Origin of the sequence: Flectobacillus major DSM 103, assembly GCF_000427405.1 — a bacterium.
Lineage (GTDB): Bacteria > Bacteroidota > Bacteroidia > Cytophagales > Spirosomataceae > Flectobacillus > Flectobacillus major.
Genome location: NZ_KE386491.1, coordinates 1,335,096 through 1,360,048 on the forward strand (window position 1 = coordinate 1,335,096; position 24,953 = coordinate 1,360,048).

Here is a 24,953-nt window from a genome sequence, read left to right on the forward strand (position 1 = left end):
AATATTATGGAAAAATCTTTAACAGAAAATCTTATAGCCAACAGATGGTTGCAGTTTTTCATATTACTATCTGCACCCTTACTGACGGTCATAGATGTGTTTATTGTAAATATTTCTATTCCATCTATCAAGACGAGCTTAAATACCACCGATGCACAAGTCGAACTTGTCATCGCTTCGTACCTTTTGGGTTATGCTTCCTTAGTAATTACAGGTGGGAGAGCTGGGGATGTATGGGGCAGAAAAAAAGTATTTATGTGGGGCATGATGGCGTTTATTTTGACTTCATGCGTTTGTGGAATGGCATCAAGCCCAGAAATTTTAATTATTGCTCGATTTTTTCAGGGTATCAGTAGTGCATTTATGTCACCACAGGCACTCTCTTACCTTCAAGTACTTTTTCCTGATGTGAAAGAAAGAACAAAAGCAATCGGTTATTTAGGTATTACTCTCGGTACAGCTTCTACATTAGGACAGTTCTTAGGGGGCTATTTTTCCTCCATAGAAACTTCAATTGAGGGCTGGCGGTTTATCTTTTTTATTAATTTACCCATTGGATTACTCGCTTTCTGGGCTTCGGGCAAATACCTTATCGAAATAAAATTGACAAGTGACAAAAAGTTTGATGTATGGGGTGTAGTATTGATTATTCTGGCACTCTCTACTTTCACGTTTTCGCTCACCGAAGGGCGAGAATTAGGTTGGCCTTGGTGGATTTTTATGATGTTTATCGTATCGCTGCTTACCTTTTATCTATTCATCAAAGTACAAAGAAGACGAATGATTCTCAATCAAGAACCTCTTATTGATTTAAGTTTGTTTCAGATAAAAAGCTTTTCAGTCGGACTTTTAGCGGCTGTTTTTTATTTTATGATGCACACTTCTTATTTGTTAATCTCTACAATTTTTATCCAAAATGGACTGAAAGTTAATCCTTACGAAACAGGTTTATTTTTTGTTGCTTTCGGCGTATCGTTTATGCTATCTTCTTTTCTTTCGATTAGACTGGTGCAACGGTTTGGGAAACTTCCGGTGCAAGTAGGTATTTTGTTGATGATTCTCTGTTTTATCATTCAGGTAAATTTGTTCAATATAAATGTAAGTCCCGCCATACTTTATGTCGTTCTTTTTATGACTGGTTTCGCAGGTGGATTTGTATTGCCTTCGTTGATTAACCTTACTCTCAAGGATGTTCCCAAGCAATTTGTTGGAGCTGCTTCTGGTGTTTATAATACTTCACAGCAGGCTGCTTCTACGATGGGTATTTGTTTTGTGGGAGGTGTTTTCTTTTATTCTCTTTCGGTAAATAGCGACTTCGTAAAAGCATTTCATATTGGGTTATATGGCGAAATAGCCTTGTTGATATTGGTATTTATTATGCTTTCAGTATCACCCAAAAAATTAAGTAATTGAAGACAGGATAATTTAAAATATAAAACAGGAAAATGATAACTAACTCAAGCCTTCACTATCAAATAATCAAGGGAATTATTGACAAAGGTTTCGCTCCTACCGTTGATGACCTTTCAGAAATTTTTAACATAAACTCAGAAGAAGTAGTAAAAGGACTCTACGAACTTCAAGATTATCACGGAGTTGTATTGCACCCAAACGAACCAAAATTTGGGCTATACACCCGTTCTCATTAGCTCCTACCAATTTTTATGTTCAATCCCCAAAGGGTCAGTGGTGGGCAAATTGTGCTTGGTGCTCGTTGGGTGTTGCGGCATTACTCAACGAAGATGTAAAAATAACGACCACAATTGGTGCTGAAACTAAACAAATTGAAATCAATATTGTGAACGGCGAAATACAGGAAAAGAATTACTTTATCCACTTCCCTATTCCAATGACAAATGTTTGGGACAATGTGGTTTATAGTTGTAGCAATATGTTAGTGTTTGAGAACGAAGAACAAATAAACAATTGGTCAGTCCGTCATAATATTCCCAAAGGCGATATTCAGCCTATTGAGAAATTCTTTGAATTTTCAAAAAAATGGTACGGGAATCATTTGAATCCCGAATGGACCAAATGGACAATTGATGAAGCAAAACATATCTTCAGAGCATATGAACTGAAAGGGAATATTTGGAATTTAGGTGACTTAAAGGGGAGGTTTTAGTTGGATAAACTAAAACCCAAAACCAAGTACTCCTTTCTCTCATGAAATCCATATAAGATTTTATGCAGGCTCTTTTTCTCCTCTAATCACCTTTTGTCTGTGCATTTCTCCCCACGAAACAAGAGCCGAAAGTACGTCTTGCAAGGTATCTGCATAAGATAATAGCTCATATTCTACTACCACAGGTACACCGATATCCACTTTTCTTTTTACGAAACCATTTTCTTCAAGGTCTTTTAGTACACCTGAAAGCACCTTTGCCGATATGCCATCTATGGTTCTTTGTAAGTCATTAAAGCGGGTATGCCCGTCTTTTAGGGCAAGAATTACCCGCAAAGTCCATTTGCCACCTATTACATACATAGCGTCTTCAAGGGCTTTGATAGAGTTTCTACATTTTTCTGTGCTAATTACGTTTTCCATATTTGTATAGTTAACTAACCTAAAGGTTACTACTTACCTTATGTATAGTAGTAACTTTTGGAAAGCAAATGTACATAGCTTTGTGGCATCATTAAAATAAATTATCAAGAAATGTCAACAAAAAAAGTACTTCACATCAAAGCAAGCATCAATGGCGATGCCTCAAAAAGCAATCTGCTATCAAATGCAATCATTGAAAAGCTCAATAATACGTATTCAGAATGCACGATTGAAACCCTAGACTTATCCAAAAACCCTCCGCCTTTTCTTACTGCTGAAATGCATCAGGCATTTTTTACTCCGAAAGAGGCACGTAGCCAAACGCAGACAGCAATTATTCAGCCTTCCGAAATCGCCATAAAACAAATCAAGGAGGCAGATATTGTAGTGCTGGCAGTTCCATTCTACAATTTTAGTATTCCTGCCAGCCTAAAAGCGTGGCTCGACCAAATTGCTCGTGCTAATGAAACTTTTAGCTATGCAACAGGCTCTCTACAGGGTTTATTGATGAATAAAAAAGTCTATCTGGCTATTGCATCTGGTGGTATATACACCGAAGGAATGATGAAAGCCTATGATTTTACGGAAAACTATTTGCGTGCTGTTCTCGGATTTATGGGCATGACCGACATAAGCACTTTTCGCCTAGAAGGTATTGCTGTGCCAAATTTGGGCGAACAAGCAGTTACAAAAGCATTGGAAGCTGTAGAGGCTTTCAGTTTTTAAAATCTTAACCAATTGGGTAGTATCGGCTTGGCTGTTGATAACAACACCGCCAAGCCGATGAATATCATAGATAACATCCAAAAGTCATTCTTATATATTAAGACTATGGGCTTAAAGTTGACTTTCAAGAATTTAGTCTGGTACATAATTTTTATTTTTAACTACATTTTTTAACTTTGAATACATATTTTATTCATAATGTAAAATAATATTCAAGTTGTATGACAAAACACTCCTTACTTGCTAAGAAATTTCAGATTTTTACCATTTGTAGTCACGATGGAACACAATTGGGCATACCCCTTTTTAATTCGGTTATTAGTGCGGGTTTTCCTTCACCTGCAAGCGACTATATCGAGCTGGAGCTAGATTTTAATACCCTTTTGGTAGCTCGACCGTCGTCTACATTTTGTGTCAGAGTATTGGGCGAATCTATGATGGATGCTCATATTCATACAGGCGATATTTTGGTGGTTGACAAATCCTTGCGTGCCAAGTCGGGAGTTATTGTCGTGGCTATTCTCAATGATGAGTTTGTGGTAAAAAGATTAGAGATAAAAGGGAGGCAATATGTATTAGTACCCGAAAATCCATCGTATAAAACCATTGAGGTAGGGGCAAACGATAACTTTGAGGTATGGGGTGTGGTTACGTATGTTATTCACAAAATGCTATGATTGCCTTGGTAGATTGCAATAATTTTTACGCTTCTTGCGAAAGGTTATTTGCCCCTCAGCTGAGAAATAAACCTATTGTTGTTTTGTCCAATAACGATGGCTGTGTAATAGCACGCTCGGATGAAGCGAAGGCTATGGGTGTCAAAATGGGTGTGCCAGTTTTTCAGATTAAGGGTTTGATAGAACAACAACAGCTTGTTGCTTTCAGTAGTAATTATGTCCTTTATGGCGATATATCTAATAGGGTAGTGCAGGTATTGACACAGTTTACAGACGAGATAGAAGTATATTCGATAGATGAGGTATTTCTAAATCTTCAAGGTTTTTCAAACTTCGAGCATTATGCAGCTCAAATACGTGCAACTGTTAGGCAGTTGGTGGGTATTCCGACTTGTGTAGGCATTGGTTCTACCAAAACATTGGCCAAAATCGCCAATCGGTATGCCAAAGAAAATCATAAAGATACAGGCGTGTGGGTACTAGACACACCAGCAAAAATTGAACAAGCACTTAAAGGTACTGCTATTAAAGATGTTTGGGGAGTAGGTCGGCGATATGCCAAACTACTTGAAGCAGATGGAATACATACGGCTTTTGATTTTGCCCAAGCAAGTGAACATTGGGTAAAAGCCAAAATGTCGGTAGTGGGTCAGCGTATGCTTTACGAGCTTAGAGGAATATCATGCCTAAGCTTAACATTGATGTATGAGTCAAAACAAAATATCTGTACTTCACGGAGTTTTGGTGTGGTGCTTACTAATTATAGCCCACTATCTGAGGCAGTGTCAAACTTTGCGGCGGCTTGTGCCTTCAAGCTCCGAAAACAACGAAGCGTTGCCAATTTTGTACAAGTATTTGTCACGACCAATCCTTTCGCCAAAAATGAAAAGCAATATTTTAATTCTATCACCATTACCCTACCTGTTGCCGATAGCGATTCACGGGTAATTATCAAAAACGCCCTGATGGGTCTATCCAAGATTTATCAAGATGGGTTTAAATATAAAAAAGCAGGTGTTATTGTGTCGGGTATTATCCCAGAAGATGAATACCAATTGGCCCTATTTTCACCCATGCCCGATGATAAGTCAAAGAAAGTGATGCAAGTGCTAGATAGCATTAACCATTCAAACGGACAAAATAAACTAAAACTGGCAGCACAAGGATTTGATAGAACTTGGAGACTGAAAAGTGAGAAAATGTCTCAGCGGTTTACCACTCGATTTGATGAGTTGCTGGTGATAAATATTAAATAATAAAAAGGTTGGAAATAGCTAAGCTTTTAACGCCAAAGGCTATATACCAAAGCTGATTTAACACAAAAACCCCGATTTTGAGTTTGCGGTTATCTCTTACTGAAAAGTAGATAGGTTTTCTTTAGTCCTCCCAACTGAGTTACTTGTCGTAAAAACCACTATTTGTTTGGTTTCTTTGGGGTTTGCCCTTATTTTTAATAGTCAATCAACAAAACATAGTGTTACATGAAAAATACTTTACGATTTGGACTTGCCTTGGCCTTGTTGAGTACCCAAGCACTTGCTCAGTCCTTCAATAATTTACCTGTTTTGACCCAAAAACCGCCTCTTCATGGCAGGCATTGGATGGCCGTAACAGGAAAACCTTTGGCCGCTACGGCTGGTGCTATGACTTTCTCGAAAGGAGGAAATGCCATAGATGCAGCTTGTGCAATGCTAGCTGCCACTTGTACAATGTGGGATGTATTGAGCTGGGGAGGCGAAACCCAAGCCCTTATTTATAACCCCAAAACCAAAAAGGTTATTGCTATTAATGCCCTAGGTGTTGCCCCAACAGGAGCAACTGCCGATTTTTTCAAAAATAAAGGCATGAAATATCCCCCTGAGTTTGGTCCATTAGCCGCAATTACGCCAGGAACTCCAGGTGGGCTCATGACTATTTTGGCCGAATACGGAACTATGTCGCTCAAAGAGGTATTGTCACCAGCTATGCAAATGGCCGAAGGCTATCCGATAGAAGCCCAAACGGCTAATTCTATCGAAAAAGCCAAAGAACAAATCAAACAATGGCCTTATTCTAAAAAAGTATTTTTACCACATTTAGGGGCCAAATATGAAGCCCCCGAGGCAGGAGAGATTTTTGTACAAAAAGATTTATTGGAAACATTGGGCAAGCTAGTCAAAGCTGAGCAACAAGCTCTTGCCAAAGGTAAATCTCGCAAGGATGCTATTTATGCAGCTTATGATGTTTTTTATAAGGGCGAAATTGCCAAAGAATTTGTAAGAGGTTGCCAAGAACAAGGTGGCCTGATTACCGAACAAGATTTGGCCAACTGGAAAGTAAAAATCGAAGAGCCAACCATGACAACCTATCGAGGTATCGAGGTGTACAAATTACAACAATGGACACAAGGCCCCGCTATGCTTCAAACTTTGAACATTTTAGAAAACTTCGATTTGAAAAGTATGGGCTATAATTCTACTCGTTATATTCATACTTTGTATCAGGCGATGAATTTGGCTTTTGCCGATCGAGATTTCTATTATGGCGACCCTGCATTTGCCCCAGAAGAACCCATGAAAGGTTTGCTTTCTAAAGAATATGCCAAAGAACGCAGCAAGTTGATTAATCCCGATGCCAACGACCCTAAGATTGGCCCAGGCGACCCGTATCCTTATGAAGGTAAAATAAATCCGTATCAAGATATACTGAAAACGTGGATGGGAGCTAGTACTTTTTTGCCCAAAAACAATGCTGTATATACAGCACAGTTCGAGGAGGAGTTTACCGCTGGTACTACTTCAGTGGAGGCCGCCGATGCCGAAGGTTGGGTGGTTTCGATGACACCTAGCGGCGGATGGGTGCCTGCTTGTATTGCAGGAAAAACAGGGGTAGGTATGAGCCAACGTATGCAGGCATTTGTACTAGACCCCAAAGAGAACCCCTTTAATGTGGTAGAACCTGGCAAACGCCCTCGTGTAACACTTACGCCAAGTATGGCACTCAAAGACGGAAAGCCTTATTTGTCATTTGCAAAGCAAGCAGGCGATGAGCAAGACCAACTGCTCCTTCAATTTTTCTTGAATATGGCCGAATTTGATATGACTGTTCAGGAAGCTTGCGAAGCCCCAAGTTTCAAAACTATGCAGATGTATTCTAGCTTTGGAAAACATGAACGTATCAATGGCGGATTGACCCTCAATGAAGCAACACCAAGCTGGACACGCAAAGATTTGGGCAGAATGGGATACAAAATCAATTATCAGGAACGTACCAGTGGGCCTATCAATGCAATTTATTTTGACTGGAAACATGGAAGTTTTTGGGGTGGCTCTAGTAATCACGGCGAAGACTATGGAATAGGTTGGTAATTTACTTCCTGTGTTGTTTTGATAGAATATCCGTTAGAAGTCGTTGGATGGCTTTTGGCGGATATTCTGCTTTGAGGGGCATAACCCTATTCTTAGAACAAATCAGTAAGCATAAGTAGGATAACAAGGATAAAACTTGAAAGTTTTTTGTTTAATTTACTTTTCTGTAATGATTATGTTACATATTTATATTTACCTCACCCAATTTTGATGATGCTTTTAACCTATATTGATACCCCAAACGACAAAACTTCTGTCGTCCTGACATGTCGCCACTTGGTACTTTTCAGTTGGTTTTTGTTAGGATTTTGCCAGGCCAAAATTCTTTTTGCACAAACGCCATTTGCCCATTGGAACAAAGAAGAATTAGTACTGAACAATGGCTATGCTCAGCGTACGATTCACTTGCCCAAAGGTTCAAGTTCTTTTGGTACAACTCATTATAAGCCTGTTAAAGGTGATTTTAACTATTTTGAAAATACCAATCCAGAGTTTAGCTTTGAACTCAATCACCAAGGTTATTCGGGCTTGGATTTGTGGACACTGGTAGATATTCAAATTGCCAAGGATACCCGACAAGGCAATGGTGCTATGGTCAAACTATTGAGTGCCGACAAGCTTGTAGAAGTAAGTTTACAATATCTGCTATATCCGCATCTGCCCATCATTCGCAAAAATATTTCTATTAAAAACCTATCAGACAATACCATAACCCTAGAGTCGGTCGATGTCGAAAAATTGTCCGTTACGCATTATTATGCCACTACATATAGTTGGATATGTCATGATTATGGACGTAGGCGTTCTATAGGCCCTTATGATGGCAATATGCAAGATGCACTTTTGACCATACATAATAGCGATTGGCAACAGGGGATTGTTGTTGGTAACGAAGCCTCTGGCATACTCAAACATACTTCTGCTTTTTGGGAAGAAAGAGCAATATGCAGTGGGCTAACCCATAAAGATGGGCGTTATCCTTTTCGTAAATACCTAAAATCGGGCGAAAGTTTTGTGTCTCCGCAAGTATTCACGGTGGTTTATAATAACCAAAAAGACCCTGACGAAATTTTGAATACGATTGTTCCCACCTTTGTAACCAAGCACCTGGGTATTCGCTTTTCCGAGCTTGCTCAAAAGCCAACGTTTGTGTACAATACTTGGGAGCCATTCAACAAAGCCATTGATGAAAAATTGGTAAAAGAATTAGCCAAAAGTGCAGCAGATGCAGGCATGAAAGAATTTATTATCGACGACGGCTGGAGCGATAATTATGGCGATTGGACAATCGATAAAACCAAGTTTCCTAATGGGTTAAAACCACTTTTCGATTATATCAAATCATTAGGAATGAAACCGGGCCTTTGGGTAAGTGTGGGTAGTGCCTCTACCGAAAGTCGAGTTTATAAAGAGCATCCAGAATGGTTTGTTTTGGACGAAAAACAACAACCATATAATCTACATTGGGACGACTCTACTATGGTAACAGCATGTTTTAGTACTGGCTGGAAAGACTATATCAAAAAGGTATTGATGAAAATGGCACTCGATTACGGTCTTGAATATATGAAACTAGATTTTACGGTAGTAACGAGTCCATATAAATTTGGGCATAAAAATGCAGGATGTTTTGCCAAAAACCACCCCAGCCATCACGACAGAGAAGAATCTTATTATGTCAATTACGAAGCTGTTTGGGAATTATTTGATGACCTGCATCAAGCCAAACCCGATTTGTTTATCGACTGTACTTTTGAAACAATGGGCGGTTTACAGATGATAGATTATGCCATGTTAAAGCACGCAGAAGGCAACTGGCTATCTAATTTTGCAGGCCCCCCACAAGAAAATGTAGATTTAAGAGTCCGAAATATGGCTTGGTGGAGGTCGCCTGCCATGCCAGCTACCGCATTGGTGATTGGTAATCCAGCCATGCAAGACGAGGGTTGGGAAATGCACATTAAATCATTGGCAGGGGCATTGCCCATCATGCTTGGCGACCCTCGAAAACTCCCCGCAAAAGATTTTAAAACCTACCGAGCCTATGCCGATTGGTTACAAAAAATGGAAAATACCTATCAATTTATGAGTTATCGACAAGATTTAGAGGGCTTTGACGAACCCAAAGAAGGATTATGGGATGGCTTTCAACGCATCAATACAACCACTAGGGCAGGAGGAATCATTGGCGTTTTTAGGCATGGAAGCCAAGAAATAGAACGCCGAGTTTTTGTGAAATATTTAAAACCTGAAAAATATTATAAGATAAAAGAGGGTATTTCGGGGAAAGTTATCGGCTTGATGACAGGAACAAACCTCGCACAGTTAGGTTTTACCATAAAACTTCTCCAGAAATACGATGGAAGACTTTTGGAAATAGCCGAGGTTTCAAACAAATAGACAAGCAAGGAGGGATTTATATTATTCCATTGGGGGTATCAGCAACACCCTCGCCACGTCCTATTTAGCAAATGTATTTATTTACTAAATAGGAAAAAATCAAACAGGTCATTACAAAAAATATTTTACATAAAAATGAAATTATCTGAGTATATAAAAAAGAGAAATGGAGTACCAATCGGACATTCAAAGTCTCTTCAAGATAATTTGCAAAGGTCGCTTGGGGCCAAAAACTTTTCAACCTTTTGGCATTTTTGGAATCCAATTTTTGGATATTATTTAGGTACAAAAATATTTAAGCTATTAAAAAAAGACTCTTCCTAGCGAATTGGCCGTGATTTTAACTTTTATTTTCTGTGGTTTAGTTCACGATTTAGTTACTACTTTACTAAGAGGTAAACTTTCGTTGTTTTTTGCTGTTTGGTTTCTTTTCATGGGAGCAGCAGTTACGGTTTCAAAGTATACTAATTATGACCTATCTACTAAAAAATGGCTTTTTAGAGCCTTTGTCAACTTGTCAATAATTGGGTTTTGTTTATTCCTGACCAATTATTTGAACAGTATAGTACATCAGCGATAAATTAAGTTCACGTCTTTTGAGAAAAGACGAATAAAGGCATATAATTTAGTTAAAAAGTTCTTAAGAAAATTATTAGGAATAATAATTTTCTTTTTAAAATCTAAATTGACTTATTCACATCACTGCAAACAACACCATGAAAAAAGTTTACAAAGTATTGTTCTCCTATTAGGTGTTATTTCATTTTGGGGGTGTATAGCTACAATCAATGGGCGATAGTTGAAGGTAGAATGTATTTGAAAAGGGAAGTTACTCTTGTATTTGACCCCCAATAAGCCCGACTACTTCCCGTTCTTGACCCATACCCTTTTTGTATTGATTCTTTAGTTAATATAAAGAGTAAAAAAATAAATACATATATGCAATTATATGGTTGCGTATATGTATATTTGCAACCATATAGTAGCAAATAAAAAAATGCAAACAAGACGAGATATTTTTCAGGCGATTGCCGACCCAACAAGACGGGCCATTATTATGCTTTTGGCAGTGGGTGCTTTGACACCTAATGCTATTGCTGAACATTTCAATTCAAGTAGGCAGGCCGTTTCAAAGCACCTTCAGATTTTGACAGAATGTGAAATCCTGAGACAAGAGCAACAGGGTAGAGAAATCCACTATCACTTAAATGCCGAAAAAATGAATGAAATTGAAAAATGGCTAGAGCAGTTTAGGCAGTTGCTCGCCCAACGATTTAACCAACTGGATAATGTATTGGAACAACTCAAATTAAATAAAAAATGAAAAAAGCCTTTTTATTCAACTTCGATGTTGATAAACAAAACAATCAAATCAAAGTAGAACGGTCTTTCAATGCACCTATCGATTTGGTATGGGCGGCTTGGACCGATGCCCAAATCCTTGACCAATGGTGGGCTCCACAACCTTGGGTAGCCAAAACCAAATCTATGGACTTCAGAGAAGGGGGGCATTGGTTATATGCTATGGTTGGCCCCGAAAATGAAGAGCATTGGGCAAGGGTAGATTATATCAAGATAGTACCAGAAAAGTTTTTTTCGGGGTACGACGGCTTTGGCGATGCCGATGGAAATCTTAATCCTACACTTCCTAGAAACAAATGGGAAAACAGTTTTGTTGAGCAAGGACAACAAACAACGGTAAATATCTTGCTGATGTTCGATACTTTGGATGACCTAGAAACAATCATTTCGATGGGCTTCAAAGAAGGTTTTGAGGCAGGACTCAAAAATCTTGACCGATATATTGCCTCTCAGTTTTATCTCAGAAAACAGAACAAACCCAACAACAGGGCAAGAGTTTCGACTTACTTAAACTTTCCAGGGAATACAGAAGATGCCTTTCTTTTTTATAAGTCTGTATTTAAAACAGAATTCATCAATGGAATTCGTCGCTTTGACGATATTCCTGCAGACCCTAACCAACCGCCAATGGCAGAATCTGTTAAAAAGATGGTATTGCATGTTGAATTGCCGATTCTTGGTGGACATATATTGATGGGTACAGATGCCCCCAAAGAATTTGGAATGACAGTGAGCAAAGGAAACAATATTTATATCAACCTAGAGCCTGAATCAAGAGAAGAAGCAAAAAGACTCTTTGATGAACTTTCGGCCGATGGGAGTATCCAAATGCCCTTGCAAGATATGTTTTGGGGAGCATATTATGGGAGCTTCACAGACAAGTTTGGTATTAGTTGGATGATACATTTCCAAAATAAAGAATAACATGAAAAAGGATAAAGTTATATTTTGGTCGGCCACTATCGTGATTGCGTTATTGGAGGGTGTTATGCCAGCATTGACCTCACATACCGAATTAGCTAAACAAGGCATAAGGCAATTAGGATACCCCGATTATTTTGGGACTACTCTGGTTGTTTGTAAAATAGTAGGGGTACTAGCCCTTACCATTCCCCAAATACCCCCAAGGGTCAAAGAATGGGCGTATGCAGGGTTTGTATTCAATTTTGTTTTTGCTACTGTTAGCCACCTCAGTGTAAATGGTGTCAATGCACTATCATTTTTTCCTTTAGTAATTTTGGGAATCTTGGCTGTGTCGTATATTTACTATCATAAGTTATCAATAGCAAAAAATAGATAACTATTTGATTTCAGTGATATATCGACAAGAACCCGTTTAAACTTATTGTAGGGTAGAAAAACAAAAGTAGTAATAGCTTTTGTATGAAAAGATATGGTTGATAAAAAAATCCACCCATTTGCTGAGTGGATTTTTGCTTAATCATAATAGGTATTGTTTAGTGAAATTTTAAAGGTTAAGAAGCATTATAATGACTTTTTATAAGTAATGGATATTAAATATCTGATTTTGGAGTAGGCTGTCGTAATTGAATAATTTTGCATAGAGGTTATCTTGAAAAACTTCTTGGGCTAAGGTCACGGTCTTTTTGTATCTTATATATCAGTTGAGTATGAAGAAACCTTTCTTTCCTTAATTTATTATTTAAGATTCTGATTTTGCTACTGCTTAGCCAAATTTTTAATTTTTTCGTCATTTATTGTAGCTATCAGTAAACCTTTCTCAAATTTGTCTATTATTTCATAGGTTGTTGCTCTCAAAGAGGTAAGTTCTTTTTCGGTATAGACTAACGATTTTGAGAGCCTATCTTTAGAAGATTGAAGTCGCTCGTATTGGTTTCTACTAACACAAGGAAGAAGGTTTATAAAAATGAGTGATATACAGCCACTGATTAATATTTGTGTCATAATACCAATTAAATTTTACTTGATTGTGAGGTAAATTCGATAGCTATTATCAATAGTAACTTCTGTTCAGAAATGCCCTCGATTTTATGCCCTTACGTTGTCGCTATTTTCTGGTCTTTTGTCTTTTTTCATTTGGCTGATACTGTAAGTGAGGTGATGGATATTACCATCTAGCTCATGAGTAGATACTTGAATCTGTTTCATAAGCCAATTTATATTTAGGGGTGTACCATGATAGTTAAGCTCTATTAGCCCCAAGATTCTAGCAACCGATGAGCGAATATCGTGTGACAAAGTCCATAAAATAGACTCGTAAAAAGTGTATTGCGTTTTAATTTCGGCCTCTAAAGACTTTTGATAAGAATTATCGTAAATGATTTCATACCAGCAGTTTGAGTTGGCCAGTTGTATGAAATTACAGAAAACGTTAACATCCTTAATAGTACCATTGGCCAGAATATGTTGAGCTTCGTAATAAAACCTTTGTTTTTTTTGTGATTGATGACTAATCATTTGTTGGTTAATATTTTGAAGGTGCATGCTCTTGAATTCTTTGTTATTCCATCCATAAAATTTTTCGCAAGCATGGTTTACAGCTACAAATTGCATGGTATTGCCATCAACGATATACATCATTACGTTGGTTTCATGGAAGAAAGGATAGATAAACTCTAAAAAATCTTCAATAGTGTGTTTGGAAATAACCTTATTATATGAATCAGAGAATTTTTTATCAGTCATAAATCAATTGGTTAAACTATTTTTTGAAACTTCAATTCTATTATCAATAGAAAGCTAAGACGTATATTACCCAAAGGTGATAACCCTTCGTCTAAACGTTCTTGATTTTTCTGACAAACCTTACATCATAGAATAGACTACTTTACGCTCAAATCTTAATAATGACTCAGTGCTTCAGTAGCATTCAAAATACCATCAAATGAATACAGCAATGTTACTGCATATTTCACTTTTGTTTTTCTCAATACCGTGAATAAACATTTGTTGCGTATCTTTGTTTTCTTTTTGATGTAGTCTTTTTTAGACTAATGTTTATGTAGCAATGTCCTTATTTTGAGTCAGTTACATGAATTCTTTGGACTTGTCGCAAGAGTTGATTCGTTGGATTTTAGTACCCGTTAAGTTTTGTAAAATGTTAAAAAACAAAAAGTTATTTTGAGTATATGCGTTTTTTTTATAAATTTGACCGACTAATATTAGTCTAAAAAAGACTAAGAAAAGAGTTAAATTAGTTGGAAATTAGACCTTTAATTTCCTATGATGACTTATTCCTTCCTTCTTAAAAACATTCAAAACTCTATTGGAGTTGTTTACGTATCAATTAATCTTGACGATAAAGAGCATCTTTTAAAAACTCCTTTACGTATTTCAAATGAAATGTGGGATAGCCAAAGGCAATCTCCCAAAAATATTTATTTAAAATTCAGTAAGAAGTTAAATGTATGCTTAAACCGCTTGCGTGTAGCATTTGCGATTTATGTAAAAGAGTGCCAAGTTGGCAAAAAGAAAACGTCGATTGTAACGCTAACTCGGATTATAAAGAAATGTACAGCCCATGAAAGTTATCATTATCCCAATAATAGCTTGTTGTTTTACATTGATAATTATTTACAATCTCGACGACACCTGCTCAATGAGTCTACTTACAGACGATACCTTGTATTTATTCGATTCTTAGAAAGGTATGAAGGGTACATTTGTAAAAATTTATTTATTGAAGATATAAATTCAGCTTTTGTTAAAGATTTTTTAGACTTTGGAAGAAAAGAACTATACAGTGATAGCACCCTGTTTAGAACCATATATTTTGTAAGAACTATACTTAATTACTTGGAAAAGCGAGGGATTCGGACATACGTATATGAGCTAGAGTTGCCCAAAGAAAAGAAAGTACAAAAATTAGTTACCCTTTCAGAGGATGAACTCATCAGAATCAAGAGAATGATAGTTCCTGAAAATTTAAAGGCCGCAAGAGACTGGCTCATAATTAGTTGTTATACAGGACAAAGAATATCTGACTTTATGACGTTCAATTCAGATATGTTTGAATTGATCGAAGACATTCAATGTATTGCATTTGTGCAACAGAAAACCAGTAAAAATGTATTATTGCCATTACACCCAGCTATACAAACCATAATAACTAAATATGAGGGGCGATTTCCTCCCAAAATTTCCTTTAATACTTACAATAAAAAAATTAAGGAAATTGTCAAGTTAGCTGGAATAATCAAACTTGTTAAAGCCAGAAAGCGGAAGGGTTTTCGTGTTTGTGAATCCTATATTCCAAAGTGGGAGGTTGTATCTAGTCATATAGGAAGGAGAAGTTTTGCTTCCAATTTTTATGGTAAGATTCCCACTGCATTGCTTATGGAAACAACAGGGCATTCATCCGAGCAAATGTTTCATCATTATGTTAATCAGGTGGATTATGAGAGAACCAAATTTTTAAGCTCTTATTTTGATGAAGCCTACAAAAGAAAATTTTTAGTAACTTAATTGAAAGGCATTCTACTTCAAGCCTTTTGCCACTTGCAATACTCCACAAAATATACAATCCCCTTCAGATAGTAGTGTTTATAATGAAAATAAGATTATCCTTTTGCTTAAAAAGCTAAGGATACTATAGCATTGTATTGCCCAAAAATCACAGAAGAATTTTGTAGTTTATATCATTTTTTTAGGGTAACATCTTTACTACAAGATAACCAACGATATATTTCTAAAGATTAATTTAATTGTTAGTTATCAGGTTAGAACAACTAACGAGAACGCCTCAAATAGAGTTAATAAAAGAAAAATGCCAGGATCTTATGAATACCAGCCTTCACGTGCTTGTTTTTTCTATTAGCAGGCGAATTAATTCGTTTGCTAATAGAAAAAAAGTAATTTTAAAAGCTAACTTGGAGAAATAGATAATGGAATTAAAAACCGTTGTTACTTTTATCAGCGTACAAATTATTCTAAACACACTAAAACAACCATCACAATGAGAAAAAGCCTCTTTATCCTTTGCCTATTGATTATCAATTGTAGTTTTGGACAAACCAAACAAACCCTTACAGACGAACAAAGGCTCAACAAATGTATTGCTGAAACTCCCTCTAGTTCAAGCCAAAGACCTAAGCTAGTGAAGTATACTTATAAGTCTTCTAAAGTTTCAACATCTAGTAAATCATTTTTTCTTCCACTGGACTTTTTGTTCTGGATTAAATCAGACAAACTAATAAAATTTACCAACAATTCATCTATTTGAATGACTTGTTTATGAATGAAAGCTTCTGTAAATGATACGCCATCAATAGAAGTAAGAATGTCAATTCTTAAAGGAGGATAACCAATTTGATTAATAATATTTTCTTTAAGGAAATCTTCTTTTTGAAATCGTAGCGATGAAAAGCCAAATTCTGTCAAGACTATCAACATTTTACTGGCATTGATTTCTGAAATGTTAATCCAAATATCTAAATCACCTGTATAGCGTGGTTTGCCGTGAAATGCCATTGCATATCCTCCAACTACTAAGTACTCCACTTGATATTGATTCAAGAGAGATATAAAATCTTCAAAGTCTGGTTCAAGTGTCATTACTTCATTTTTTTTTGAGAAGAAATAGTTTTATCCATTCTTTGAAAAGGTTTTAGGTTTTGATTCACCAGAAAGGTAACCGCTGCTAAACGCTCTTGAGGTGTTTTACTTTGCCAAAAGCTAAAGTCTTCAAGAGACTGATTATGGTTTTTTAAATTAGTTTGGTTAAAAACCATGGCTATTTTTCTTCGCATAATTCTTTATATTTGATAAACAAAGATACAAAATTTACCAAGCTGTTTCAATCCTTGCTTGCCTTTGGGTTCAAAGTCAGCGTACAAATTATTCTAAACACACTAAAACAACCATCACAATGAGAAAAAGCCTCTTTATCCTTTGCCTATTGATTATCAATTGTAGTTTTGGACAAACCAAGCAAACCCTTACAGACGAACAAAGGCTCAACAAATGTATTGCTGACAATACCAATTACTTTACTTTCGACGGACAAAAACCCAATGGGAAAGGATGGACAATCCTTGAAAATCTTTTTGCCGAAAATCAATTTGTTGCTTGGGGCGAATACCATAATTCGCCAATGCTTTCTCAGCTGACAAGCTTTGCTTTGGAAAGTGCTTCAAAAAATGGCTATAAAACTTGGTGTGTTGAAACAAGCCCGTTTGTGGCATCGGAATTAATGAAAATCGCTAAAACCAGTAACCCTTTAGAAACGATTTTAAGTTTTTCAAAAGACAACCATATCAGACCTACCTTTCCTTTTTTTGACAGCAAGGAAGACATACAGATGCTACAAACTGCCAGCAAATTGAATTATACTATTTGGGGAATCGACCAAGAATTTCAAATGACATTTCCGTATTGTATCAACCAACTCTATAGTGGCGTTCCGAGTTCGTTAAAACAACAGTACAAACCCGTTGCCGATAGCCTATTGGCCAAATGGTGGATGCCCAAAGGCAAGCTCTTGGATAGTTTGACTAAAGTAGTGAAGTCGCCAAGTTTAAAACAATTAGCCAACGAAATTAAAATCTCAAAAGAGATTTATTACGAAGGTGACAATGCCAAAAGAGCAAGCCTGATGAAAAGTAATTTCTATAAATATTATGATGCCTTGAAGACTAAAGATGAAAAAATATTTTTCAAAATGGGAAGTAATCACTTAGCAAGAGGAATGAATTTGATAACAAAAGTTTATGATATAGGAAATGCTGTTTTTGAAATAGCAGAACATAACAAAACTAACTTCACTAATGTGTATTGTATGGTACGATACACCACCGACAAAGGAAAAATTATTGATGATTTTGAAAGTGATGACAATGAAAATCCCAAAGTGTTTTCAAAATTATACGATAAAGAAAAATGGGTTTTGGTAGATATCAGAAGCCTTAGACCTAGAATTAAATATGATGGTTCGCTGACACTTGATACCTACCGCTTAATTGAAAAGTACGACTTCGTTTTAGTTTCATCAGAAGTTATGCAGTAGTACTACTTAGGCGGTTTGGGTATATGATTTATCCTCAGGCATTAGCGAGTAGTATCAAGACAACACAGCTAGGCCTGAGGAAAATCTATCAATCTTGTTATTCAGTAGGAGGGGGGCATCAACTTTTACCCAATGATAAATCATGCTCAATTGTTATTATAAAAGAACTTATCGACTATATTTTGTAGTTTGGAAGCTTAAATAAGCCTAATTGAAAAACAAAAACTAGAAATAGAGTCAGTGAATTTGATTTGGAACTTGCCCAACTCTTATAGTCAAGAGCTGGGACATTATTCCTTACCAACACCCCTGTTTTTTCATCTGATAATCGTGTTGTTTTTGTTAAATAATCTCCTTATTTCCATTTATTTAGACACTTCTTTCCTAGAAGGTTGTAGTCGGGTTTCTGAGTGTACCAATGGTGTCTTGGCAGAGTACCTTTTTAGTTGTTAAATCTGAAAATTCCCTGTATTTCGTTGACTGTCAGTGGCCTATCGTAAAACTTGACATCATCCAATTTACCATTCCAGAATCTTATTTTTTGAGCATGGGCTCCTAAACGGAGATACACCCCCAATGTATAGTCTGGATTACCGCCATAAGGAGAATCGGCCACTATGTTGCCATTGATATAGATACGGATACGCTCAGTAGCCTTCACAATAGCCAAGTGTTGCCACTGATTTGCTAGTAAAGAAAAAGGAGGGACACTCGCTGTATTACCTGAAATGCCAGCATAATAATTATTGGTTGAATTGGCATCCTGCTGAATCACCCAACTCGTATTGTAAGCATGATTGTTATCCATGATGTCGGCATAAGTATTTTGTTGAATATCAGCAGGGTTAACCCACATCATAATCGTGAAATTATTATAATTGAACCAATCACCAAGCCCAATACTTTGATCATTACCATTAAAAGAATAGGCCTTGTTTTGGCGGTTAAGCCTATCTGGTACAAGAGTAGCATTATTATCTTGTGCATGTCTATTGTTGTTAGACACATCATTTGTGTTGCCATCAAAAGGATAATGAGCAACCAGTCCATTCTCTGCACATCCTCCAATTTCGGCGTTAAATACAGTACCTTGGTAGGCAGTAAAACCACCGTTAGTTTCTGGCGTAAGCAAGATAGTTTGTTGGCTTTTGTAAGTAATATTGGCTGTTCCAGAAATTATATTTGAAGCAGCAATACTGTAATTGCTTTGCTTTACTTTACTACCCGTCGAAAAATTACTCGTTGAATTTAAAACCAGTGGTGTGTAACAATGGCTAATGGTTACGATAACGGGCTTGGTTTCAATTGGGCAACTTGTCGAGGTAGCTCTGATATAATAAGTGCCAGAACTGGTAAGACTCGTTGGCGACGGTAATACCCGCAGGCTATCGTCCAAATAACTAATGACTGTCCTTGGTGGCAACAAGCTTCCACTAATTATTGCGGGGTTGGTTAAATCAATTGTTGCGGGAACATCAACGGGTACTGGATTGGTAATCGTTAAGGTAGGTTTCGCCACTTGTACTACATTTATAGTGGCATTTTGGGGACTACAACCAGAAGACGTGCAAGTAGCTGAATAAGCTCCTGCTACACTAGCTACAAGCTGTTTTCCACTCAGGCCATTAGACCATGTAACCGTACCGAAGCAGTTGGTTGTAGTGAGTGTAACTGAGCTTCCCGTACAAAAATAGACAATTGGTTGATTATCATTTATTTGAAAAACACTACTACATGGAATGGCGATACAAGCGTTACCCGAGTAAGATGAGTTACTAACACCAATGCTTTTCACTCTAAAACAATACCGCTGGCCTCCAAGTACTCCATTTATAACAACAGATGTATCTGTTGTGGGTATCTCACTTTGATTACTAGCACTCAGTTCTGATATATTTCTGAACGATTGTCCGCCGTCCACTGAATATTCTATCTCTATATGACCAGTTCCCACGGCGGGTGTGCCAAAATACGCCGTTACATTTCCAGCATTACCGTTCAAAGTTAAATTCAAGTTTCTAACTGGTTCGGGAATTACATTCACTTTTATTGGTAAATAAGTATCTCCACATGGGCTCGCACATGCTACATAATATATTTTTGTTTTGGTTAGTGGGGGAGTCAAATACGTCCTACCTATTCCCAGTTCTTTTCCATATCTACCATCGAACCAATGTAAATTATTTTCTCCTCCAGTAAGGCTACAGCCAGATGCCTCTAACAAAGCAGATTCTTTAGGCCTAATCGTTATTTCATTGATAACAGTCATGCCCGAAGGTGCTTCGTAAGTAGAAATCGTAAGATCCCTTAACCATGTGGGGGTACTTAGTACACCATTTCGATTACACACAACCCAATATCCACTTAATTCGTCACTTACTCGGAAACCTGCTCTAATAGAAACAGAAGGAGCAGGAACGGGTGGTTTGTTCCAATCTGTATACCACTCAATTCTTCCATTAGTACAACCTCCAATATAATCAAAACGTACAGTAGTCCCAAAACAATTAGAATGGCTTGTACTTGTATAAAGCATTGGGGGGGGATTAGGACCAACCGACCAGCCTACCAGTCCATAATTATGGCTAAGACATCCATTATCATTACGTAATCTGTAGGTAAAATATAAAGCACCATGTTGATTGTGCATGGAAGCGTCAACCGAATAACTTTTTGCATTACCAGTTCCTAAATACGTTCCATTAGGGGCATACCATTCTACAGTCCAAGGCGACGAATAGCCAAGTTGCATTTCCACTAGGCCTGGTGACGTTAATCCTCCTCCTATGGTATAAGCTGGTGGTACTATAGAAGGTTTTGAATGCACATTTATTTCTAAGTACCCCGAAATGGCCATTGAGCTGTCTGACAGATTTTGTACCACAAGCTGATAGTTGCCAGAATTTTGGGAGGTAGCATTGATAATTACCGCAATAGAACTATCTCGCAAATCGGGCTGCCAGAATGTATCCTTCACCCAATATAGCCTTGTATTGGGTGACTTACGAACATTACTGGTAAGTACGACAGAATCTCCTTCGCAATAAATTTGTTTGATACTCCCTATCTGAGGACTAGTAGGAGTATTCTGTGCCAATATAGAGGCCGAGTAGATAGATAATAATAAAAGAACGAGTTTTTTCATGGGATTTGTTTATACAGCATAGAGTAAACGAAAATGTTACACAAGTCGCAGTTTATATAACCTCGTATTCATCTAACTACTACTTTTTCTTTCTCTTTTCTAGTGCCAATACCTTTTTTTCTAAAGCTATTGTATAGAGTGTAAGTTCTTCTATCTTACGTAATAACGTAGCTTGCATTTCAGCAAAGTCAATTCCATTTTGGGTTACTTCTTCGCTAGAAGGAACATCGGGCAGGTGCTTGTGTAGAGTAATATATTTTTCTACCGATTTGAGCGAGGGAAGCTTGTAGTTTTTATCAAAAACATAGTCGGCCCAGTAGGTAGAACCAAGCACCGCAACTCTTACTTTTTGAGTTAAGATACCCTTCGAAACATATAATCCATAGGGGTTTCCTCTTGGAATACTCACCCCTCTACCAATCACAGCGGCAGCAACAGTAGTAGTAGCAATGGTATCGGTAAGTGACCATATTGAAGCACCCGAAGGAATAGCTGGTACTTGTGCTAAAATTACATTGCCCTGTGCATCCAAAGTTAAGGTTTTGCCTGTCACGGTACTGGTTGTTGTAGAAGAGTTGATACCAGTGAATTTAAGCCCGCTTCCATTCCCTTCTGAATCAACTATTACTTGCCGTTTGAATGTTAAACTATTTTGCCCATAGATTACATTGCTTAATATGAGCACAGATAGTGCTAGAAGATATTTTTTCATTTTTAGAAACAGTAAAGTGTTAATAATAGGACTTACAAGTACGCATTACTCAAAGGGTATTTTTTGAAATTTAACCTTCAACTATTTAAGTAATAGTATAGCTTTGGATAGGATTTGTTTTTTGTTATAAGGGGCTGATGAAGAAAGTATTATGCCGATTGCTACTTAATAGCTTTTTTACGTCTTCGTGCTAATGTCAATTTCAGGCCATTGGTCAAACTCACACTCATATCATCCAAATTAGTGGATTGAATGTATAAATTGTTGACGAGATAAGAGCGGTGAATTCTCACAAAACCTTTCTCTAAAAGCTGAGTTTCAAAGTACTTCAACGTATGAGAACTCATGTATCCTCTTTGACAACGAAAGCTAAAACGAGTATAGTTTTTATCTCCCTCCAACATAATAATCTCATCAGTAGCTATTTTCATTCTTGTTTTGCAATCGAGGACTAAGTATGATTTTGCTTGTTGTGTCATCGTATTTTGAAAGGATTTTTCTTTGTAGAAGCAATCATATTTATACCCAAATCATTATATACCCATGCACACCATATATCAGTACCTATCAATAATGGAGATTTCCCATCTATGTAGCTCTTTCTTATTTCTACTATATTTTTGAGAGGTGCCCAAAAGCTATTTTGCTGTTTCATTATTTAAGGGTTTTGGTAAGGTTTATTTATTCTAAAAAGGCAGTTAGTCAAAAGCTTTAATAGGGTGGTGTTGCAATGAATTTGCATTACAAAGTTGAAGATTTCCAGAGAGTTTTTCCCTCATTGTAAACCACGATTTTTTCTCATGGTTTACAATGAATTGGGCCTCATGGTTTACCATGAGGAATAATTGAATTTTAGGATAGTTGTTGGCAGAAACTATCATGATCCCAGTCAACTGTCAGGCTTGAAACGTTATCGTCATCATCAAATTGGAAGATAAAGATATGGTCATTTTCAAATTTCAAGCCTTTCGATACAATTCCTGCAAAATCTTTGGCTTGTGTTCCAAAAATATTGACCTTACAAACAATCGTATTATCCACTGTCTCAAATGTGTCTATTGTATTATCTATGTCGGGAAAACAGTCCATTAATGCCATCCAAAGTGTTTTACCCAGCTCAGCTACTGTCCCTTTTCCTCCATCTCCCAACGGACTAAATTCGATAGTGGCATCAGGTGCGAAAAGTGTGAGCATTCTTGAATATTCATGTTCTTGATAGGCCGAAAAAAACTCAACGCAAGTTCCTTTTCGTGTTAGCTCTTTGAAGCTTTCTTTCACTATTGTATTTTCCATGATATTATCTATTTAAGTTTTTGAAAAATTCCTATTTGATTAGCATTTTTTTGTGTAAACATATTCCCTTTAATCGAAACCTGAGAATATAGCACGTTTCCTACTTGTGTAGAATCATCTGAATTTGCTTGGCATTTTTCAGAGAGAATATTCCCGTCAAACTGATATTCATGAATTGTTGCACCATAATAAGCTTTTCTGGCTAAATCATAATGAGCCATCGCTACTACTGGATACTGCACAATACGTAGATATTGGCCCTTGATTTTTTCTTTTACTCCTTTTACATATTTTTCTTTCAATACCCAAACACCCTCTAAAGCAGAATTTTTTAAAGGAACGAGGCTTGATATACGTGCAAATTTTTCTATGACTTGATAATTTTTGTATTTATCAGAGTTTATTTTTCCCATACTGTTCAAATCCATTTTCATTTGCTTTATAATCCATTTTCGTCGATTGGCCTACGTGTGTAGTATCCCACGAATAAAAATCATGTCCTTCTATATATTTGCCATCAATGATTTCAAAAGTTCCTCCACACGCACCTCCAAATAACTTACGATTGGGGCGATGGTCGTCAAAATAAACACACATCCAATATAAATACTTTCACTACCTTGCGTCGATTGTCGCTACTCCATTCTGTAGCATCGCCATATTTGAAGGCTTTAAGAAGAAAAACTCCATTCAAATACTTTTCAGTATCACTAATCAAAAGAAATGTAAATAAGCTAAATAAGACTACTTTCATAATATCTGTTGTTTAGTTGATAAAACAAAGGTCTGGTAATAGTCTTACTTATGATTGTAAAAAAACGACATTTAGCTAATTTCGGAGAGGTATTTAGCTAATTCAACGTTTCTTTTTAAGTACACAGAAGGCGTTTTACCAGTAAATGAGGTAAAATCTTTGATAAAATGAGCTTGGTCGTAATAGCCCATCTGAAAAACTAAATCGTGCCAATCACTAATATTCCATTTTTGAGTTGCCAATACGCTACATACGTACCCAACTCTACGTAAACGGGCATAGTATTTTGGGCTAACCCCTACTTTAGTTAAAAACTGACGCTCAAACTGCCTTTTTGATACATATAAATCATCCATTAAGCTGTTGATATTGATAATACCTCTTTTTGCTATAATCAAATTGGCGGCGTAATCTGTTCGGTCTGGGCTACAAGTACCACTCAGAAGCCTTTTGTTAAGAAATTGTATTAAATAACTAATCCGCTCTTCAAGACTTCGAGCATCTTCAATTTGATGTTGCAAGGTATCTATTTCTTTGCCTAGAACCGCCCTTACATCGTAGCGTTCATCGGTAAATTCATACATTTCTAACTTAAAAAGTGTAGCAAGTGCTGCAGGTCGAAATACAATACCAACTAATCCAATAGACTGACTGATTTTTAAAAAGTAATTTTTAGAAGCTTGTCCAGTAATAAAAGATTGAGATATTGGCAGAAAACTCTTATTAGCAGATGCTACTTCATAAACCGTCTTGTAATTAAATACAACCGAAGCATAACTACTAGGAGGGGATTCTACTATAACAGATTCTGAAGAATCTAACATCATCTCCCAGACGTAGAAACACTCAACGAACGGTCGAAGATGATTAGGAGGATTTATCTTTTTATAATACAACATAGCTTAGGAATTTATTTTAGACAAAACTCCTAAAAAGTTTGAAAAAAAACACTCATGGTTTACCATGATTTTCAACGCCATCTCTTTGTTATTCAGTATTTTGTT

General features: G+C 36.8%; 25 protein-coding genes. 13 read left to right on the top strand and 12 right to left on the bottom strand.

Annotated features, from left to right (window positions below; translation table 11 throughout):
* Positions 1 to 6: 6 nt before the first annotated feature.
* Genes FLEMA_RS0107390 through FLEMA_RS76530 form a run of 3 tightly spaced genes read left to right on the top strand, consistent with a single transcriptional unit; the run spans position 7 to position 2,125 of the window.
* Positions 7 to 1,413 (top strand): MFS transporter, encoded by a 1,407-nt coding sequence (locus FLEMA_RS0107390; protein WP_052354006.1) that lies wholly within the window; start codon positions 7 to 9, stop codon positions 1,411 to 1,413.
* Between the two features lie 32 nt (positions 1,414 to 1,445).
* On the top strand, positions 1,446 to 1,649 hold the full coding sequence (locus FLEMA_RS77105) for a hypothetical protein (RefSeq protein ID WP_052354007.1): 204 nt from the start codon (positions 1,446 to 1,448) through the stop codon (positions 1,647 to 1,649).
* Positions 1,631 to 2,125 carry an alkylmercury lyase family protein gene (locus FLEMA_RS76530; protein WP_229359538.1) on the top strand — a complete coding sequence of 165 codons (495 nt, stop codon included), beginning with the start codon at positions 1,631 to 1,633 and terminating at the stop codon, positions 2,123 to 2,125. Before FLEMA_RS77105 ends, FLEMA_RS76530 begins: the two co-directional genes overlap by 19 nt.
* Positions 2,126 to 2,185: 60 nt before the next feature.
* On the opposite strand, the gene FLEMA_RS0107400 is transcribed toward FLEMA_RS76530, so the two are convergent.
* On the bottom strand, positions 2,186 to 2,548 hold the full coding sequence (locus tag FLEMA_RS0107400; RefSeq protein ID WP_026994914.1) for a winged helix-turn-helix transcriptional regulator: 363 nt from the start codon (positions 2,546 to 2,548) through the stop codon (positions 2,186 to 2,188).
* 111 nt (positions 2,549 to 2,659) lie between these two features.
* Between FLEMA_RS0107400 and FLEMA_RS0107405 the strand changes: the two genes are divergently transcribed.
* The 8 genes from FLEMA_RS0107405 (at position 2,660) to FLEMA_RS0107450 (ending at position 12,360) form a co-directional block, all read left to right on the top strand.
* Entirely contained in the window at positions 2,660 to 3,274 is a 615-nt protein-coding gene (locus FLEMA_RS0107405; protein ID WP_044171057.1) for an FMN-dependent NADH-azoreductase, read from the top strand.
* A gap of 221 nt (positions 3,275 to 3,495) precedes the next feature.
* Positions 3,496 to 3,951 (top strand): LexA family protein, encoded by a 456-nt coding sequence (locus tag FLEMA_RS0107415; protein WP_044171059.1) that lies wholly within the window; start codon positions 3,496 to 3,498, stop codon positions 3,949 to 3,951.
* Positions 3,948 to 5,207 (top strand): Y-family DNA polymerase, encoded by a 1,260-nt coding sequence (locus FLEMA_RS0107420; protein WP_026994917.1) that lies wholly within the window; start codon positions 3,948 to 3,950, stop codon positions 5,205 to 5,207. Before FLEMA_RS0107415 ends, FLEMA_RS0107420 begins: the two co-directional genes overlap by 4 nt.
* A 225-nt stretch (positions 5,208 to 5,432) precedes the next feature.
* The gene (locus FLEMA_RS0107425) at positions 5,433 to 7,298 is read left to right on the top strand and encodes a gamma-glutamyltransferase family protein (RefSeq protein WP_026994918.1); all 1,866 of its coding nucleotides are present in this window, start codon (positions 5,433 to 5,435) and stop codon (positions 7,296 to 7,298) included.
* A gap of 147 nt (positions 7,299 to 7,445) precedes the next feature.
* Positions 7,446 to 9,698 (top strand): glycoside hydrolase family 36 protein, encoded by a 2,253-nt coding sequence (locus FLEMA_RS0107430; protein WP_229359374.1) that lies wholly within the window; start codon positions 7,446 to 7,448, stop codon positions 9,696 to 9,698.
* 997 nt (positions 9,699 to 10,695) lie between these two features.
* Positions 10,696 to 11,022, top strand: coding sequence for an ArsR/SmtB family transcription factor (locus tag FLEMA_RS0107440; RefSeq protein WP_026994920.1), 327 nt, complete (start codon positions 10,696 to 10,698; stop codon positions 11,020 to 11,022).
* Positions 11,019 to 11,984 (top strand): SRPBCC domain-containing protein, encoded by a 966-nt coding sequence (locus FLEMA_RS0107445; RefSeq protein ID WP_026994921.1) that lies wholly within the window; start codon positions 11,019 to 11,021, stop codon positions 11,982 to 11,984. The genes FLEMA_RS0107440 and FLEMA_RS0107445 overlap by 4 nt, the downstream gene beginning before the upstream one ends.
* Before the next feature lies 1 nt (position 11,985).
* The gene (locus tag FLEMA_RS0107450) at positions 11,986 to 12,360 is read left to right on the top strand and encodes a DoxX family protein (protein ID WP_026994922.1); all 375 of its coding nucleotides are present in this window, start codon (positions 11,986 to 11,988) and stop codon (positions 12,358 to 12,360) included.
* A gap of 710 nt (positions 12,361 to 13,070) precedes the next feature.
* Here the strand turns inward: FLEMA_RS0107450 and FLEMA_RS0107460 are convergent.
* A complete protein-coding gene (locus FLEMA_RS0107460) occupies positions 13,071 to 13,727 on the bottom strand; it encodes a PAS domain-containing protein (RefSeq protein ID WP_026994924.1) in 657 nt (218 codons plus the stop codon).
* Positions 13,728 to 14,264: 537 nt separating this feature from the next.
* Between FLEMA_RS0107460 and FLEMA_RS0107465 the strand changes: the two genes are divergently transcribed.
* Positions 14,265 to 15,506 carry a tyrosine-type recombinase/integrase gene (locus FLEMA_RS0107465; protein WP_081681276.1) on the top strand — a complete coding sequence of 414 codons (1,242 nt, stop codon included), beginning with the start codon at positions 14,265 to 14,267 and terminating at the stop codon, positions 15,504 to 15,506.
* Positions 15,507 to 16,148: 642 nt separating this feature from the next.
* On the opposite strand, the gene FLEMA_RS0107470 is transcribed toward FLEMA_RS0107465, so the two are convergent.
* Positions 16,149 to 16,595: a hypothetical protein gene (locus FLEMA_RS0107470; RefSeq protein WP_026994926.1), complete on the bottom strand. Its 447-nt coding sequence runs from the start codon at positions 16,593 to 16,595 to the stop codon at positions 16,149 to 16,151.
* A complete protein-coding gene (locus tag FLEMA_RS0107475) occupies positions 16,595 to 16,789 on the bottom strand; it encodes a hypothetical protein (RefSeq protein ID WP_026994927.1) in 195 nt (64 codons plus the stop codon). Before FLEMA_RS0107475 ends, FLEMA_RS0107470 begins: the two co-directional genes overlap by 1 nt.
* A gap of 119 nt (positions 16,790 to 16,908) precedes the next feature.
* On the opposite strand from FLEMA_RS0107475, the gene FLEMA_RS0107480 reads away from it, so the two are divergent.
* Positions 16,909 to 18,045: a hypothetical protein gene (locus FLEMA_RS0107480; RefSeq protein ID WP_026994928.1), complete on the top strand. Its 1,137-nt coding sequence runs from the start codon at positions 16,909 to 16,911 to the stop codon at positions 18,043 to 18,045.
* A 442-nt stretch (positions 18,046 to 18,487) separates the two neighbouring features.
* Here FLEMA_RS0107480 and FLEMA_RS0107485 read toward each other — a convergent pair whose 3' ends face one another.
* The 8 genes from FLEMA_RS0107485 to FLEMA_RS0107530 all read right to left on the bottom strand — a co-directional run bounded on the left by FLEMA_RS0107485 (position 18,488) and on the right by FLEMA_RS0107530 (position 24,848).
* Positions 18,488 to 21,190, bottom strand: coding sequence for a LamG domain-containing protein (locus FLEMA_RS0107485; RefSeq protein ID WP_026994929.1), 2,703 nt, complete (start codon positions 21,188 to 21,190; stop codon positions 18,488 to 18,490).
* Between the two features lie 79 nt (positions 21,191 to 21,269).
* Positions 21,270 to 21,902 (bottom strand): hypothetical protein, encoded by a 633-nt coding sequence (locus tag FLEMA_RS67845; RefSeq protein WP_052354010.1) that lies wholly within the window; start codon positions 21,900 to 21,902, stop codon positions 21,270 to 21,272.
* Between the two features lie 161 nt (positions 21,903 to 22,063).
* Complete coding sequence (locus FLEMA_RS67850) at positions 22,064 to 22,333, bottom strand: LytR/AlgR family response regulator transcription factor (RefSeq protein WP_159102662.1); 270 nt, start codon at positions 22,331 to 22,333, stop codon at positions 22,064 to 22,066.
* Positions 22,334 to 22,754: 421 nt separating this feature from the next.
* Complete coding sequence (locus tag FLEMA_RS0107510; RefSeq protein WP_026994931.1) at positions 22,755 to 23,195, bottom strand: nuclear transport factor 2 family protein; 441 nt, start codon at positions 23,193 to 23,195, stop codon at positions 22,755 to 22,757.
* Positions 23,196 to 23,203: 8 nt separating this feature from the next.
* Positions 23,204 to 23,608, bottom strand: coding sequence for a hypothetical protein (locus FLEMA_RS0107515; protein WP_026994932.1), 405 nt, complete (start codon positions 23,606 to 23,608; stop codon positions 23,204 to 23,206).
* On the bottom strand, positions 23,589 to 23,792 hold the full coding sequence (locus FLEMA_RS0107520) for a hypothetical protein (RefSeq protein WP_026994933.1): 204 nt from the start codon (positions 23,790 to 23,792) through the stop codon (positions 23,589 to 23,591). Before FLEMA_RS0107520 ends, FLEMA_RS0107515 begins: the two co-directional genes overlap by 20 nt.
* Positions 23,776 to 23,949, bottom strand: coding sequence for a hypothetical protein (locus FLEMA_RS76915; RefSeq protein ID WP_159102663.1), 174 nt, complete (start codon positions 23,947 to 23,949; stop codon positions 23,776 to 23,778). The genes FLEMA_RS0107520 and FLEMA_RS76915 overlap by 17 nt, the downstream gene beginning before the upstream one ends.
* A 71-nt stretch (positions 23,950 to 24,020) precedes the next feature.
* Entirely contained in the window at positions 24,021 to 24,848 is an 828-nt protein-coding gene (locus FLEMA_RS0107530) for a DUF6597 domain-containing transcriptional factor (protein WP_310587207.1), read from the bottom strand.
* Positions 24,849 to 24,953: the final 105 nt, after the last annotated feature.

Excerpts from the sequence above, each read along its gene's own strand:
- FLEMA_RS0107415 (WP_044171059.1), top strand. The coding sequence starts at position 3,496 with ATGACAAAACACTCCTTACTTGCTAAGAAATTTCAGATTTTTACCATT.
- FLEMA_RS0107440 (WP_026994920.1), top strand. The coding sequence starts at position 10,696 with ATGCAAACAAGACGAGATATTTTTCAGGCGATTGCCGACCCAACAAGA.
- FLEMA_RS0107485 (WP_026994929.1), bottom strand. The coding sequence starts at position 21,190 with ATGAAAAAACTCGTTCTTTTATTATTATCTATCTACTCGGCCTCTATA.
- FLEMA_RS0107530 (WP_310587207.1), bottom strand. The coding sequence starts at position 24,848 with ATGTTGTATTATAAAAAGATAAATCCTCCTAATCATCTTCGACCGTTC.
- FLEMA_RS67845 (WP_052354010.1), bottom strand. The coding sequence starts at position 21,902 with ATGAAAAAATATCTTCTAGCACTATCTGTGCTCATATTAAGCAATGTA.
- FLEMA_RS0107405 (WP_044171057.1), top strand. The coding sequence starts at position 2,660 with ATGTCAACAAAAAAAGTACTTCACATCAAAGCAAGCATCAATGGCGAT.
- FLEMA_RS0107470 (WP_026994926.1), bottom strand. The coding sequence starts at position 16,595 with ATGACACTTGAACCAGACTTTGAAGATTTTATATCTCTCTTGAATCAA.
- FLEMA_RS0107510 (WP_026994931.1), bottom strand. The coding sequence starts at position 23,195 with ATGGAAAATACAATAGTGAAAGAAAGCTTCAAAGAGCTAACACGAAAA.
- FLEMA_RS0107445 (WP_026994921.1), top strand. The coding sequence starts at position 11,019 with ATGAAAAAAGCCTTTTTATTCAACTTCGATGTTGATAAACAAAACAAT.
- FLEMA_RS76915 (WP_159102663.1), bottom strand. The coding sequence starts at position 23,949 with ATGAAAGTAGTCTTATTTAGCTTATTTACATTTCTTTTGATTAGTGAT.
- FLEMA_RS0107465 (WP_081681276.1), top strand. The coding sequence starts at position 14,265 with ATGATGACTTATTCCTTCCTTCTTAAAAACATTCAAAACTCTATTGGA.
- FLEMA_RS0107390 (WP_052354006.1), top strand. The coding sequence starts at position 7 with ATGGAAAAATCTTTAACAGAAAATCTTATAGCCAACAGATGGTTGCAG.
- FLEMA_RS0107460 (WP_026994924.1), bottom strand. The coding sequence starts at position 13,727 with ATGACTGATAAAAAATTCTCTGATTCATATAATAAGGTTATTTCCAAA.
- FLEMA_RS0107475 (WP_026994927.1), bottom strand. The coding sequence starts at position 16,789 with ATGCGAAGAAAAATAGCCATGGTTTTTAACCAAACTAATTTAAAAAAC.
- FLEMA_RS0107520 (WP_026994933.1), bottom strand. The coding sequence starts at position 23,792 with ATGTGTGTTTATTTTGACGACCATCGCCCCAATCGTAAGTTATTTGGA.
- FLEMA_RS0107450 (WP_026994922.1), top strand. The coding sequence starts at position 11,986 with ATGAAAAAGGATAAAGTTATATTTTGGTCGGCCACTATCGTGATTGCG.
- FLEMA_RS0107425 (WP_026994918.1), top strand. The coding sequence starts at position 5,433 with ATGAAAAATACTTTACGATTTGGACTTGCCTTGGCCTTGTTGAGTACC.
- FLEMA_RS77105 (WP_052354007.1), top strand. The coding sequence starts at position 1,446 with ATGATAACTAACTCAAGCCTTCACTATCAAATAATCAAGGGAATTATT.
- FLEMA_RS0107400 (WP_026994914.1), bottom strand. The coding sequence starts at position 2,548 with ATGGAAAACGTAATTAGCACAGAAAAATGTAGAAACTCTATCAAAGCC.
- FLEMA_RS0107515 (WP_026994932.1), bottom strand. The coding sequence starts at position 23,608 with ATGGGAAAAATAAACTCTGATAAATACAAAAATTATCAAGTCATAGAA.
- FLEMA_RS0107420 (WP_026994917.1), top strand. The coding sequence starts at position 3,948 with ATGATTGCCTTGGTAGATTGCAATAATTTTTACGCTTCTTGCGAAAGG.
- FLEMA_RS67850 (WP_159102662.1), bottom strand. The coding sequence starts at position 22,333 with ATGAAAATAGCTACTGATGAGATTATTATGTTGGAGGGAGATAAAAAC.
- FLEMA_RS0107480 (WP_026994928.1), top strand. The coding sequence starts at position 16,909 with ATGAGAAAAAGCCTCTTTATCCTTTGCCTATTGATTATCAATTGTAGT.